Raw genomic sequence first — 14,044 nt, 5'->3', positions numbered from 1 at the left:
GCCTGCAGCATTGCCCGCCGCAGCCCGGGGTCGCACGACGAAAGGCACCAGGATGAACCTGCAGGAACATACAAGAAACGGCGCATTTCCCATGAAGCTTGCACCATGACCGGCAGCATTCCGCATAACGAGACCGCGCGCGGCGCGCGCACCATTCTTGCCGTCGACGACCATGAACTGGTCCGGGTCGGCCTGCGCTCGGTCCTGCTCCAGCACTTCGGCGAGCGTTTCCAGGTGGAGGAGGCGCAAAGCCTGGAGCAGGCGCTGGTCTTCCTGAAAGATCATGCCGACGAGGTCTTTCTGCTGCTGCTCGATCTGCACCTGGGCGACACCCGCGGTCTTGCCGGCCTGGCGCTGCTGCGCCAGCGTTACCCGCGATTGCCCGTCATCATCGTCTCCGGGCTGCAGGAAGAACGGGTGCGCGAGAAGGCGGCGATGCTGGGCGCCGTGGCCTTCGTCAGCAAGAGCGGCGACGGCGGCAGCCTCAGCGGGCTGCTAACCGCGGTGGAGGACCTGGCCGCAGGTCGTCTCGGCATGCCGTCCGACCCCGGTCATGCGCCTTCCGTTCCGGGGCTCGGCGCGGATGCCGCCGCGCGCGTGAGCGGCGCCGCCCTCAGCAAGCGCCAGATCCAGATACTCGAGCTCATCCTCGCCGGCCACGACAACCAGCAGATCGCCCACGAGACCGGCCTTGCGCTCGGCTCGGTGAAGAACAGCGTCTCTTCCATCTTCCTCGTCTTCAACGTGCGCTCGCGGGCGGAACTGATCGGCTTGTTCGCCGGTTGAGCGCGACCCGTGGCAGCGCCGTCGGGGCATTGGCCCGGCATTGTGCCGGGCACATGCGCGCGCCTCTCATTTTCACCGTGACCTCCGGTTTTCGTAAAAGCGGTATTGACACCTTGTTCACACACAAGCTATAACATGCCTACAAACAGTCGGCCGATATCCGGTTTTTCGAAAAAGTAGCCTGTTTTCAATGTACTGCCCGGCGGCCGGCCTCCACAACAATATCCAGGAGCGAGACATGTCCCTGTTCGACCTCGGCGGCAAGGTCGCCGTCATCACCGGATCTTCACGCGGCATCGGCCGGGCCATTGCGGAGCGCATGGCGGAGCAGGGCGCCAAGGTGGTCATCTCCTCGCGCAAGTTCGGCCCCTGCGAGGAAGTGGCGAACGCACTGAATGCGAAGCACGGCGCCGGCACCGCGATCGCCGTCGCCGCCAGCATCTCCTCCAAGACCGACCTGCAGAATCTGATACAGGAGACCATGCAGGCGTTCGGCCGCATCGACATCCTGGTCTGCAACGCGGCCTCGAATCCCTACTACGGCCCGATGGCCGGGATCGAGGACGACCAGTTCCGCAAGATCCTCGAGAACAATGTGATCGCCAACCACTGGCTGATCCAGATGGTCGCCCCGCAGATGATCGAGCGCCGCGACGGCGCCATCATCATCGTCTCGTCCATCGGCGGCCTGCGCGGCTCGCCGGTGATCGGCGCCTACAACGTGTCGAAGGCCGCCGACTTCCAACTGGCGCGCAACCTGGCCGTGGAATTCGGTCCGCACAACGTGCGTGTCAACTGCATCGCGCCTGGCCTGATCCGCACCGACTTCGCCCGCGCGCTGTGGGAGAACCCGGACACGCTGCAGCGTGCCACCTCGACCACGCCGCTGCGACGGATCGGCGAGCCGGACGAAATCGCCGGCACCGCCGTCTACCTCGCTTCCAAGGCAGGCAGCTTCATCACCGGGCAGGCCGTCGTCGTCGACGGCGGCGCCACCATCTGAGCCGCGTCATGGACAGGCTCGACACGTTCCGCGCGGAGACGCGCGCCTGGCTGGAGGCCAACTGCCCGCCCGAGATGCGGCAGCCGGTCACCGGCGAGGACGATACCTGCTGGGGCGGCCGCAACTTCGCGTTCCAGTCCGAGGCGCAGAAGCTGTGGCTGCAGCGCATGGCGGAGCGCGGCTGGACCGTTCCCGAATGGCCGCGCGACTACGGCGGCGGCGGACTCGACCGCGACCAGGCCAAGGTGCTGCGGCAGGAGATGCAGGCACTGGGCTGCCGGTCGCCGTTGCAGAGCTTCGGCATCTGGATGCTCGGGCCGGCGCTGCTCAGGTACGGATCGGAAGCGCAGAAGCGGGAACACCTGCCGAAGATCGCCCGCGGCGAGATCCGCTGGTGCCAGGGCTATTCCGAGCCGAATGCCGGCTCCGACCTGGCGTCGCTGCAGACGAAGGCCGAAGACCAGGGCGACCACTTCCTGGTGAACGGGCAGAAGGTGTGGACCTCCTATGCCGACAAGGCCGACTGGATCTTCTGCCTGGTGCGCACCGATTTTTCGGCGCGCAAGCATACCGGCATCAGCTTCCTGCTGTTCGACATGCAGTCGCCGGGCGTTTCAACGCGCCCGATCACGCTCATTTCGGGCAAGTCGCCGTTCTGCGAAACCTTCTTCGACAACGTCAGGGTGCCCAAGGAGAACCTGGTGGGCGAGCCCAACGGCGGCTGGGAGATCGCCAAGTACCTGCTCACCCATGAGCGCGAGATGATCGGCGCCATCGGCGATCGCGCCATCAGCCGTCCGCTCGGAAGGTTTGCCGCCGATGCGGTCGGCACCGACGCGCGGGGCTTGCTGGACGACCCGATGCTGCGCAGCCAGGTGGCGATCTTCGAGATCGACGAAGCCGCATTCCGGCTGACGATGGAACGGACCGGCGATCTTGCGCGGCAGGGCAAGGTCAACCCCGCCTTCTCGTCGGTGCTCAAGTATTACGGCGCCGAACTCAACAAGCGCCGCTACGAGCTGCTGATGGCGGCCGGCGGCGCCGACGCGCTGGAATGGGAAAGCGCGCGCAGCCGCGGCGGCGAGCTGGCGCGGTCCTGGCTGCGCACCAAGGCGAACTCGATCGAGGGCGGCACCAGCGAAGTGCAGCTCAACATCATCTCCAAGCGCATCCTCGGCCTGCCCGACGCCTGAGCGTCCCCACCTCACCACCTGAATACGCCGATGCCACTCGCCCTGAACCAGGAACAGGACATGCTGCGCGACAGCGCGCTTGCCTTCCTTCGTGAAAACGCACCCGTCTCCCACCTGCGCAGGCTGCGCGACGACCGGGACGACAACGGATACTCGCCCGAACTCTGGCAAGGCTTCGCCGAGATGGGCTTCACCGGCGTGCTCGTGCCGGAAGCCCATGGCGGCCTCGGCCTTGGCCACGTCGAGGCCGGCATCGTCATGGAAGCAATCGGCCGCAACCTGACGCCCGTGCCTTTCCTGTCCAGCGCACTGCTGGCGGCGACCCTGCTGGCGCGGTACGGCAACGCCGGCCAGCAGCAGATCTACCTGCCGGCCCTGGCGCGCGGCAGCCTGAAGATGGCGCTCGCGATTGACGAGCATGCAAAGCACCGGCCGACGCATATCGGGCTGCAGGCCCGGGCCGACGGCGACTCCTGGATCCTCGACGGCGCCAAGCTGTTCGTGGTCGACGGGCATGTCGCCGACACCCTGATCGTGGCCGCGCGCAGCGGCGGGTCGAGCGGCGAGCGCGCGGGCATCACGCTGTTCCTGGTGGCGCGCAGCGCGCCTGGCGTGGAGATCGAGCGCACCGTGATGGTGGATGCGCACAATGCGGCACGGGTGGTCTTGCGCGGCGTCCGGGTCGCGGCCTCGGACGCCGTCGGCGGCATCGGCGGCGGATGGAATGTGCTGGAGGCTGCGCTCGACGCCGGCCGGGTCGGGCTCGCGGCGGAGTTGCTGGGTATCGCCGACGAGGCATTCGAGCGCACCGTCGGCTACCTGAAGGAACGCCGCCAGTTCGGCCGCCTGATCGGCGAATTCCAGGCGCTGCAGCACCGCGCCGCCGACCTGTACGCCGACATCGAGATCACCCGCGCCCTGGTGCTGCGCGCGCAGCAGGCGCTCGACCAGGGCGCTGATGGCGCTGCCGCGCTGGCATCGGCGGCCAAGGCCCGTGCCGGCGCGACCGCCACGCGTGCGGTGCAGGAAGGCGTGCAGATGCATGGCGGGATCGGCATGACCGACGAATTCGAGATCGGTTTTTTCATGAAGCGCGCGCGGGTCGCGCAGGAACTGTTCGGCGACACCCACTTCCACGCCGACCGCTGGGCGAGGCTGGGCGGATACTGAGGCGCCGGACGGCGCAATCGATTCAGGCGCCGAGCTGGTCCAGCAGCAGGTGCCACTTCGGTTCCTGCCAGCGGATGCCGTGCGCCGCGCAATACTCGCGCAGCTGGGCAACCTGGAACTTGCTGACGACAAGGTCGCTTGCGTCGAAGGACAAGGGATTGCCGTCGTCGGTGCGGTAGACCGCACCGCGCACCGCAATGAAAAACATCGGCCGCTGGAAGCTGCGGCCATGCGCGAACACGTCGATCGGAAAACTCCACTGCAGCTGCTCCCTCACCCGGCGGAAACGGCGGCGCTGTTCTTCGGTCTGGTCGCGCACGCTCTCAGACAGGAAGGACAGCCGTCCGGTCACCAGCACGTCGAGCTCGAAGCAGTCATTCGGGCTGCCCTGATCCTGCCAGCGCTCCGGCAGGTTCTCCCAATAGCCGAGGTTGAATCCGAAGGCCATGCATGCATCGTCCGCAGCCATCTCCACTCCCTGTGCGTGTTCTGTCGTTCGCGTGCATGCATGCTAGCGATCCGGCAGCGGCGGGCGTTGAGAAATCGCAGGAGGGTCTTGGGCTTGCAGGGCGTTGGGGCGTCCAAGCGGCCTGCTGCGGCAGGTGCCGCAATCAAGGCGCCCGGGAGGGCGTGCCCTGGTGGAGGCGGGGGCGGCTTGCCGCCGCCCTGCCGTTGAATGCCGCTTACTTGTACACGCCGACTGCGAAGCCCAGGTCGCCCATCGGCTCGACGTAGGTGGTCTTCGACTCGATCTGCTTGCTCACCGGGTTGGTCCACTTGTAGTCCACCCATCCGGTCTTGTTCGCCTTGACCAGCTCGACCACTTCCGCCACGAACGCCTTGCCGTCCGCATCCTTCAGTTGCATCAGGTCCTTGTCGATCAGCTTGGGGTTGGTGCCGTGCGCACGGACGTGGCCCGATGTGTCGACGACGTAGACGTAAAGGTCGCGGTCCACGAACTGGCCCGACTTGTTGTTGATCTCGGCGTAGGCCTTGTCCTTGCCGTTCGCCTTGTAAAACGCGATGGCCTTCTTGGAAAGCGCGGTGGCTTCTTCCTTGGTGCCCTTGTCGGCCGCAATTGCGCCGGTGCTCAGTGCGGCATTCATGACGACGATTGCCGCGGCGGCCCACATGCTTCTCATGCTTGTCTCCAAAGTGATGTTGTTGTGCGAGGTTGTCCTCGTCCACCAATCTAGGCGTTCTGTTTCTGTATTGCAATAGATTTGCGCAATAACCGCGCGACTGTATGCGAAGCGCGACATGCCGCGGGACAGGGGGAAGCGCTATGACGATTGCGCGGTATCGCCAGCGGCGACAAGCATGCATCGCGAATCGGTGATTTGCCGCACCGCAAAGGACGGCTACAATAGCCCGGCTGATCGGGGCAGGCGCGCCGGACGGCGCTGCAACCATTCTTCAATCGGATAGACAAGGACGCAACAAGAATGACAACCATGATTTTCTACGAACGCGCAGTCGCCCTGAACCGGGACCGGCACCAGAAGCTCAAGATCCGCATCCTGCCCGAGCATTTCTCGTTCGCGGACAAGACCAACTCGGTGCTGCTGGCGGGCAGCGAGTTCGCCGAAGCCTGCCGTGATTACCCGATCGTTTTCGTGGGCAGCGAAGGTGGCCCGTTCACCGCGGCGGCACTGGTCGGCCTCGGCGACAAGGAAAACCTGTTCACCGACAGCAGCGGCAACTGGGAGCGCGGCACCTACATCCCGGCCTTCATCCGCCGCTATCCGTTCGTGCTGGCCGGCGCGGAGACCGCCGAGACGCTGACCGTCTGCGTGGACGAGGCGTATCGCGGCCTGGGTGAGGAAGAGGGCGAGGCCCTGTTCGGCGCCGACGGCCAGGAAACCGAATACCTGAAGAACGTGGTGGAGTTCCTGCGCCTGTTCCATGCGGAGATGAAGCGCACCGCCGCTTTCGCCGCCAAGGTGGCCGAGCTTGGCGTGCTGTCGCCCAAGGTCATCACCGTCGAGCGCAACGGCAGCAAGCAGACGCTGGAAGGCCTGTGGGTGGTCGACGAGGCCAAGCTCAACGCGCTGGACGATGCGAAGACGCTGGAACTGGTGCGCACCGGCTTCATGGGCTGGATCTATGCCCACCTGCTTTCGCTGCGCAATGTCGCCCGCCTGGCCAACCGCATGGATGCGCCGGCGGCAAAGCCGGCAGGCACCGTGCACTGACGCCGTGCCGGCTCGCGCCGGCATATTGCCGCATCCGGCGACGCCCCGTTCATGCTCCGGCATGGCGGGGCGTCGCCGTTTCCGGGCTTGTGCCCTTCAGCTCGCAGGTGCGGTCCGGGGCAGCCAGTACACAGTCAGGAAGGACTGGCCGTCGCGTCCCGTACCGCCCGATACGTGGCCTATGCGGGCGCCACGCATGCGCCCCAGTTGCGCCTCCCATGCGCCGGGAAGAATACCGAGGCGGGCGGCCTTCGCGCCGATGATGGTTGCAACGTCCGCGATGCGGAGGCCGGCTGCATACAGGTTGATGTCGTATGACAGGCGCGGATTGCCCTCTTCGCTGACCTCCACGTACAGCAGCGCGTCCTCGCTGCTGCGTGCCAGCGCGAGGTCGACGATCGCGGTCGTCGCAAGCATGTCCTCGGCACATGCGCCATGCACGGCGCCGATGCGGGCCCGCATGCCGTCGCGGCCGAGGCCGTGCAGCAGCCGGTAGCGTGAAACCATGCGCCGCGTGGGATCCGCAGGGTCCCATTTGTAGCCGAGATACAGCAGGTCCGGCTCCACCCCGCCCGGGATGAATTCCTGGTAGACCTTGCGCACGCTGCCGCCGTCGCCGGCTTCATGGCCGAAATGCAGGAAACTGGTGCGGGGCATGGCGGCGGCAAGGGCGGCGCGAAACGGCGCCGGTATGCACAAGCGGTCGACGATCTCGGCGAACTGCTCCGGCAGCAGCGCGTCGCGCCGGATCCCGAGCAGGAAGCGCTCCGGCAAGAGCCGCCCCGGCTGCATCTTGAAGGAGCGCTCGTAACCATTCAGCGGCAGGTTCTTCAGCAGCCCGTACATCTGCGCGCCTTCCGGTCCCAGCATGTCGCCGCCGCTTCCCAGCCCTGTGCGGCGATCGCTCTCCTCGCCGAAGCGCAGGCTGGCCTCGGACCATAGGACGCCATGCTGCGCCTCTGCGGCATGCACCGCCTCATTCAATTGCCGAAGCAAACCGGCGGCGCTTGCCGCGGGCAGGGCGAAGTCGCGCCCGGGCATGTCTGCAGCGGCTGGCGCAAATTGCAGCAGCAGGCCGCCGCTACCCCATGCGACGGTGCAGCCCCTGGCTTGAAATACGTTTTCCCGGTCTTCTTTCACTAACGTCTTCCTGCGGTTTTTCAGTTAAGTCTTGTGCCGATACTGCACTTTTCCAAAGCAAAATTACTGTGAGGAAAATTTGATATGGATCATAAATATTTTTTTGCGTCACATGTTCCACTCTGCAAGATTTCCTGTGGACACGCCTCTATGTATCAATTAAATTCTGCTCGTAACATTTGGTGACTGTCAGCAAGAGGCCCCGACCGGCAGCATGGCGAGCGGCGCAGGGTGCGGACATTGCCCCACCTCCTCCGCATCCAGAACATGAACACACTTCCTTTCCGCGCCGGCGTGCTGGCACTGTTGTCCGTGCTTGCCGTTGCCGCCCAGGCCGAGACGCTCGCCGATATCTACCAGCTGGCCAGGGAGAACGATCCCCGCTACCGCGCAATGCGCAGCGAGTTCGAGGCCACCGAATTCGCCACCAAGGAGGCCCGGTCCGGGCTGCTACCGAACGTCGGGCTGGGCTACACCCGCGCGACGGTGGACCAGAACATCACCAAGAGCGAAAACGCGGTGTTTGCCACCGGCCAGGCGAAGTATCCCACCACCGAGCAAACGCTGACCATCACCCAGCCGATTTTCAAGCTCGGCGCATGGCGCCGCTACAACCAGGCCAAGGCCACCGAGAAGCAGGCCGCATCCGCCTATGCGGCGGCCGAGCAGGACCTGATGATGCGCACCGCGACTGCCTACCTCGCGGTGCTGGCGGCGCAGGACGCGCTGGCGCTGGCGAAGGGCGAGCAGGAATCGATCCGGCGCCAGCTCGACCTCGCCCAGGGCAAGTATTCCAGCGGCCAGGCCACGGTGGTCAACCTGTACGACGCGCGCGCCCGCAATGCGCTCAAGGAGTCGGACGTGGTCGCGGCCGAGAACGACCTCGCGGACAAGATGCAGGCGCTGCGCGAGATCATCGGCAGGATGCCGGGCAACCTGTCGGTGCTGCCAGCGACCATCCCGCTCATCGGGCCGGAGCCGCAGGACCCGGAGCAGTGGGTCGGCACCTCGCTCAACAACAACCTGCTGCTGCAGGCGCGGCAAATGGCCGTGGAGGTCGCGCGCCAGGAGATCGGACGGCAGAAGGCCGGCTACTTCCCGAGCCTGGATTTCTCCTACAGCCGCAATGTCAACGACACCGGCGGCAGCCTGTTCGGCGGCGGCAGCACGGTCAACACGAACCAGATGATGTTCCGGCTGACGGTCCCGATCTATGAAGGCGGCGCCACCAGCGCGCTGACAGGACAGGCGGTCAAGCACCACGAGACCGCGCGGGAGGACCTCGAGCGCGACCGCCGCCAGATCGAGCGGCAGGCGCGCGCGGCCTACCTCGGCGTGATGAGCGGCATGGTGCGCGTGAATGCGCTGAACCAGTCGGTGACCGCGCTGGAAAGCGCCCGCAAGCTCAAGGATGAAGGCTACAAGGCGGGCCTGACCACGGTGCTCGCCGTGCTCGACGCCGAGCGCGACCTGTACGCTGCGCGTCGCGACGCGGCCCAGGCCCGCTACGACTACCAGCTCAACGTGCTGCGCCTGAAGCAGGCCGCGGGTTCGCTGAGCGAGGAAGACCTGCTGCGGCTCAGCAGGCTGATGCAATAAGAACACAACGGCGGTGCCGCGGCGCGGGGTGCGCTGCGGCTGTTACGGCGGTACAAGGCTAGGCAAGACAACCGGGGGCAGTTCCATGGCGCGCAAAAAAATCCAGGCTATCGGCAATCGTATCGCGGAGACCATGCGAAGTCGGCGCCGCAAGACGGCGACCAGGAAGAAAACGCTGTTCGAAGCACTCGAACAGCGTTTTCTGCTTTCTGCGGAACTGGTCGTCCCGCCGCCGCCGCCGCCCCAGTCTGTCCTGGAAGCGCCGCTGCAGCTGAACCAGCCGGGGCAGTTGCAGGTCAAGCTGCAGTCGGCCGCGACGGAAGGTGCCGATGCGCCCGGTGCCAGCGCCCTCAACGACAACAGCCTGAGCCGGACCGATCCGGTGCAGGCCGCCGATGCGACCGCCGCCGCCGCCGCCCCCGCCGCGCAAGCCGCCAGCGCCGCCCTCGATCCCGCCGCCGCCCGCCCCGCGGCCGGCACCAGCATCGCCCTGTCCGACTTTGCCGCCTTCATGCAGTCGCGCCCGGGCGCCTCCCAGGTCGTGATCGTCGACGCCAACATCCCGCAGGTGGACCAGGTGGTGCAGGGCATTGCCGACGCGCTGGCGCAGGACAAGGACACCCGAAATCCGTTTCCGGAAGGCGAGGCGGATGCCGCCGCGGGCACGACCGGGGATGCGGCCGACGCCGCCGACGCGGTGCTGCCGGCCGCCGGCGCAATCACCGACGGTCCGCAGATTCGATGGCTGCGCCAGGACGGCGTGGACATCATCGTGCTCGACGGCCGCCATGACGGCGTCGCGCAGATCGGCGCCATCCTGTCGGCCTACAAGGATCTCGACGCGGTGCAGGTGCTGTCCCACGGCGACAGTGGCGCGATGCAGCTCGGCAGCACCCAGCTCAACGCCGGCAACCTGGGCGACCACCAGTCGCAGCTGCAGGCCTGGGGCCAGTCGCTGCGCAGCGGTGGAGACATCCTGCTGTACGGCTGCGATATCGCGCAGGGCAGCTATGGCGTCAATTTCGTGCAGAGCCTGGCGCAACTGACCGGCGCCGACGTCGCCGCCTCGAGCAACGCCACCGGCGACGCAGCCAAGGGCGGCGACTGGCTGCTCGAGCAGGCCACCGGCAGCATCGAGACCAACGCGATCCGCCTGCAGGCCTATTCCTGGCTGCTCGACAACATGAGCGGCACCTCCGGGGACGACACCCTGGTCAGCACGGCCATGGCGGACCACATGACCGGACTGGACGGCAAGGACACCTACAAGTTCGCCGACAACTGGGGCATCGACACGGTGGCCGACAGCGCCGGCATCGACACCCTCGATTTCTCGCTGGTGACGAAGAACCTCACCTTCACCATCCGCAGCGACGGCAGCATCGACGTCTCGGACGGCAGCGGCAACAACACCCTGCACGCCACCGGCATCGAGAACCTGATCGCGGGCGGCGGCGTCAATACCTTCGTATTCGAGAACGGCGCCGGCCTGGCCGGCACCATCACCGGACGCGCAGGCGGCACCGACGTGCTCGACTACAGCCAGTACACCGGCCCGGTGGCGATCAACCTCGCCACCAACACGGCGACCGGCACGGCAGGCGCGACCAACATCGGGCGCGTGATCGGCGGCAGCGGCGTCAACACGCTGACCGGCCCGAATGAAAACGCGGTATGGAAGATCACCGCGGCCGGCAAGGGCCGAATCGGCAGCTTCCTGGCCTTCGAGAACTTCACGATCCTGGCCGGCGGCAGCGGCGCCGACACGCTGGACTACAGCGAATACGGCGGTCCGGTGAGCGTGAACCTCACCACTGGCGTCACCACGGGCCTGACGGCCACCAGCGGCTTCAACAATGTGATCGGCTCGGCGTTCAACGACATCATCATCGGTGACGGCGGCGCCAATGTGCTCAGCGGCGGTCTCGGCAGCGACACCTTCGACGGTGCGGGCGGCAGCGACACCTTGGCCGAGCTGCGCGACGCCAACATGGTGCTGACCAACACGACGCTGACCATCGGCGGCGAAGTCGACAGCTTCAGCAATATCGAAGCGGTTTCCCTGGTCGGCGGCGCCGGCAACAACACCCTCGACGCCTCGGCGGTCACCAGCCTGACCGTCAGGCTCGACGGCGACGACGGCAACGACACGCTGATCGGCGGCGCGCTGGCCGACGAACTGGTCGGCGGCCTCGGCGACGACAACCTCGAAGGGCGCGGCGGCGACGACACCCTGACCGGTGGCGGCGGCATCGATGCGATCAAGGGCGGCACCGGCACCAACACGCTGGTGGAAGCGGGCGACAACCGCTACGTGCTGACGGACGCCACGCTCGACATGGGCCAGGGCACCTCCGAGGTGCAGACGATCAGCATTTCGGGCACGGCGACCGGCGGCAGCTTCGTGCTGACCTACAAGAACGAGAAGACCGCGCTGCTGTCGCACGACGCCGACGCGCAGACGGTGCGCGCCGCGCTGCTGGCCCTGAGCACCATCGGCGAGGGCGACGTGCAGGTCAGCGGCGGCCCGGGCAACTGGGTCGTTACCTTCGGCAACAACCTGGCCGGCACGGATGTCGACGCGCTGGGCGTGATCTCCTCGCTGGTCGGCAGCAATGCGCTCGTGACGGTGGCGACCACCACCCAGGGCATGGCGGCGTTCTCGACCCTGAGCGGTATCCAGCGCGCACGCCTGTCAGGCGGCATGAGCAACAACCTGATGGACGCGTCCGCCTTCACCGGCAACGTGGTGCTGCGCGGCGGCCAGGGCAACGACGTCCTGATCGGCGGCATCGGCGCGGACACGCTGGAAGGCGGAGCCGGGGACGACACCCTGACCGGCGGTGGCGGCATCGACACCATGGATGGCGGCGCCGACAACGACACCCTGATCGAGATCCGCGACGCCAACATGACGCTGGCGAACAAGACCCTGGTGATCGGCAGCGAGACCGATGTCATCTCCGGTTTCGAGCGCGCGTTCCTGACCGGCGGCGCCGGCAACAACACCATCAATGCGTCCGCCTTCACCGGCCTGTCCAACGACACCTCGCTCGACCTGCTCAACAACGGCACCGGCGTCGATACCGAGATCGGCAAGAAGGACATCCGCATCACCCTGTCGACCGGCGCAACGGTCGACATCGACCTGAGCTACGCCGTCACCCTCAAGGATGTGTTCGATGCCATCCATGCGGCCAGCGACAAGCTGAGCGCCGCGCTGAATGCGGCGGGCAGCGCCATCGTGATCACCGACAGCGCCGGCGGCGCCGGCAAGGTCAAGGTGGAAAGCCTCAACGAATCCAAGGCCGCCCTCGGCCTCGGCCTGCTGGGCGAAGGCGACAAGACCGGCATCACCGGCAGCGCGCTGACCATCGGCAGCGTCACCCTCGACGGCGGCGCCGGCGACGACACGCTGACCGGCAGCGCCGGCAACGACTTCCTGACCGGCGGCACCGGCGCGGACACGCTCGCCGGCGGCGGCGGTACCGACACGGTGGTCGAGACCCGCGACGCCAGCATGACGCTGAAGAACACCCAGCTGACGATCGGATCGGAGGGCAACGACACGCTGAGCGGCATCAAGCACGCCATCCTCACCGGCGGCGTCGGCGCCAATGTCATTGATGCTTCGCAGTTCAGCCTGGGCGCGGTCACGCTGAGCAGTGGCGGCGGCAAGGATACGCTGTCCGGCGGCAGCCATAGCGACACCTTCCATGTCGACGTCAGCGGTTTCGGCGCCACCGACAAGGTCACCATCAACGCCGGCGGCGGCAGCGCCGACGCGGTGTATGTCAGCGGCGCGGGCACCCTCGACAACGCGGACTTCAGCAAGGTGGCCTTCGGTACCGGATCGGAAAGCACGCGCCTCGTATTCAAGGGCAGCCGCGGCGAGAGCCAGGTGCTGGCCGAGAACATCAGCAGCAACGGCAAGAACGTCGCGCTCGAGTACGACCGCATCGACCTCAACGGCAAGACCATCAACACCGGCGGCACCGGCGTGGCCGGCAGCATCACGCTGCGCGCGCGACATATCGCGCTGGGCGTGAACTCGCAGCTGATCGCCGCCGGCACCGGCGGCGCGCTGGGCGCCATCAACATCCTGGCAGAGGACCTGTTCAAGGACTTCACCGGCTTCGGCTTCGCCAACGTCGACGTGCAGGACGCCAGCGTGATCATCAGCGGCGCCACCATCAGGGGCGGCGATGTCACGATCAGCGCCAGCGCCGAAGCCAAGCGCTTCGACGTCGAGCTCGGTGAGACCGACCTCGCCGGCAAGATCGAAGGCGCCGCCGACGGCGCCATCAGCGGACTCGACAAGCTGTCGGTGGTGGCCGGCGTCGCGGTGTCGGTGGCCAAGGCGCATGTCACCATCGACGAGGCGACCAATATCAGCGCCAGGAACTTCGTCGCGCAGTCGACGGCGAAGGCGGTGGCCAGTCCGAAGCCGGCCGCCTGGGGCGCCGGCGTCGCGGTCGGCGTGATCGTCACCGAGGCGAAGGTCACGGTGGCCGGCAATGTCGAGGCGACCGGCAACATCAGCGTGCTGGCGAGCGCGGACAACACGATGAACGTGGTCTCCAAGCCGACGGCGGTGGCCGGCTACGATGCCGCCATCGCGGTCAGCGTGCTCAACTCCGAGGCGACCGCGCACGTGACCGACAAGGCGCGGCTGAAGGCCGGCCAGAACATCCTGGTCTATGCGCAGACCATCGACCACAGCCGCACCCTGGCGCAGACCCTGGTCGGCGAAGAAGGCAAGGTCGGCATGGCCTTCGCGATCAGCGTCGAGAATGGCCGCACCAATGCCTGGCTGGACGGCGCGGCCGAAGCGGGCGGCAACATCGCCGTCAGCGCCGAGCAGTGGCAGGACCTGGTGCCGACCAAGCAGTTCTTCAAGCTGGCGCCGGCGGTGGCGAGCGGCGTGGCGGCCTCGGCCGGCGTCGGCAGCGACTCCG

10 protein-coding genes (1 of these 10 running past the window's edge) are annotated in these 14,044 nt (G+C 66.9%); 7 read left to right on the top strand and 3 right to left on the bottom strand.

The genetic code is table 11. The annotated features are described in order from the left end of the window. Positions 1 to 105: 105 nt before the first annotated feature. The 4 genes from VIM12_RS00565 (at position 106) to VIM12_RS00550 (ending at position 4,152) form a co-directional block, all read left to right on the top strand. Positions 106 to 786 (top strand): response regulator transcription factor, encoded by a 681-nt coding sequence (locus VIM12_RS00565; protein WP_331939655.1) that lies wholly within the window; start codon positions 106 to 108, stop codon positions 784 to 786. Between the two features lie 238 nt (positions 787 to 1,024). Further along, positions 1,025 to 1,789: an SDR family oxidoreductase gene (locus VIM12_RS00560; protein WP_331939654.1), complete on the top strand. Its 765-nt coding sequence runs from the start codon at positions 1,025 to 1,027 to the stop codon at positions 1,787 to 1,789. Between the two features lie 8 nt (positions 1,790 to 1,797). Then, entirely contained in the window at positions 1,798 to 2,982 is a 1,185-nt protein-coding gene (locus tag VIM12_RS00555) for an acyl-CoA dehydrogenase family protein (RefSeq protein ID WP_331939653.1), read from the top strand. A 30-nt stretch (positions 2,983 to 3,012) separates the two neighbouring features. Next, on the top strand, positions 3,013 to 4,152 hold the full coding sequence (locus tag VIM12_RS00550; protein ID WP_331939652.1) for an acyl-CoA dehydrogenase family protein: 1,140 nt from the start codon (positions 3,013 to 3,015) through the stop codon (positions 4,150 to 4,152). Positions 4,153 to 4,174: 22 nt separating this feature from the next. Here VIM12_RS00550 and VIM12_RS00545 read toward each other — a convergent pair whose 3' ends face one another. Next, complete coding sequence (locus VIM12_RS00545; protein ID WP_331939651.1) at positions 4,175 to 4,621, bottom strand: hypothetical protein; 447 nt, start codon at positions 4,619 to 4,621, stop codon at positions 4,175 to 4,177. A 214-nt stretch (positions 4,622 to 4,835) separates the two neighbouring features. Further along, the gene (locus VIM12_RS00540) at positions 4,836 to 5,294 is read right to left on the bottom strand and encodes a cache domain-containing protein (RefSeq protein ID WP_331939650.1); all 459 of its coding nucleotides are present in this window, start codon (positions 5,292 to 5,294) and stop codon (positions 4,836 to 4,838) included. A gap of 303 nt (positions 5,295 to 5,597) precedes the next feature. Between VIM12_RS00540 and VIM12_RS00535 the strand changes: the two genes are divergently transcribed. Further along, on the top strand, positions 5,598 to 6,347 hold the full coding sequence (locus tag VIM12_RS00535; RefSeq protein WP_331939649.1) for a SapC family protein: 750 nt from the start codon (positions 5,598 to 5,600) through the stop codon (positions 6,345 to 6,347). Positions 6,348 to 6,443: 96 nt separating this feature from the next. Here the strand turns inward: VIM12_RS00535 and VIM12_RS00530 are convergent, their stop codons facing one another. Further along, positions 6,444 to 7,487 carry a hypothetical protein gene (locus VIM12_RS00530; protein WP_331939648.1) on the bottom strand — a complete coding sequence of 348 codons (1,044 nt, stop codon included), beginning with the start codon at positions 7,485 to 7,487 and terminating at the stop codon, positions 6,444 to 6,446. Between the two features lie 267 nt (positions 7,488 to 7,754). Between VIM12_RS00530 and VIM12_RS00525 the strand changes: the two genes are divergently transcribed. Then, positions 7,755 to 9,086, top strand: a complete 1,332-nt coding sequence (locus tag VIM12_RS00525) for a TolC family outer membrane protein (RefSeq protein ID WP_331939647.1) — start codon at positions 7,755 to 7,757, stop codon at positions 9,084 to 9,086. Between the two features lie 133 nt (positions 9,087 to 9,219). Continuing rightward, positions 9,220 to 14,044: part of a DUF4347 domain-containing protein coding region (locus VIM12_RS00520; RefSeq protein WP_331939646.1), annotated on the top strand (this coding region is incomplete at its 3' end). The annotated region continues 25,592 nt past the right edge of the window; the window shows 4,825 of its 30,417 annotated nt.

It is taken from the genome of Noviherbaspirillum sp. (genome assembly GCF_036563305.1).
Lineage (GTDB): Bacteria > Pseudomonadota > Gammaproteobacteria > Burkholderiales > Burkholderiaceae_D > Noviherbaspirillum.
This window is presented reverse-complemented; position numbering and strand designations above follow the sequence as displayed.

Excerpts from the sequence above, each read along its gene's own strand:
- VIM12_RS00550 (WP_331939652.1), top strand. The coding sequence starts at position 3,013 with ATGCCACTCGCCCTGAACCAGGAACAGGACATGCTGCGCGACAGCGCG.
- VIM12_RS00535 (WP_331939649.1), top strand. The coding sequence starts at position 5,598 with ATGACAACCATGATTTTCTACGAACGCGCAGTCGCCCTGAACCGGGAC.
- VIM12_RS00525 (WP_331939647.1), top strand. The coding sequence starts at position 7,755 with ATGAACACACTTCCTTTCCGCGCCGGCGTGCTGGCACTGTTGTCCGTG.
- VIM12_RS00560 (WP_331939654.1), top strand. The coding sequence starts at position 1,025 with ATGTCCCTGTTCGACCTCGGCGGCAAGGTCGCCGTCATCACCGGATCT.
- VIM12_RS00555 (WP_331939653.1), top strand. The coding sequence starts at position 1,798 with ATGGACAGGCTCGACACGTTCCGCGCGGAGACGCGCGCCTGGCTGGAG.
- VIM12_RS00565 (WP_331939655.1), top strand. The coding sequence starts at position 106 with ATGACCGGCAGCATTCCGCATAACGAGACCGCGCGCGGCGCGCGCACC.
- VIM12_RS00540 (WP_331939650.1), bottom strand. The coding sequence starts at position 5,294 with ATGAGAAGCATGTGGGCCGCCGCGGCAATCGTCGTCATGAATGCCGCA.
- VIM12_RS00545 (WP_331939651.1), bottom strand. The coding sequence starts at position 4,621 with ATGGCTGCGGACGATGCATGCATGGCCTTCGGATTCAACCTCGGCTAT.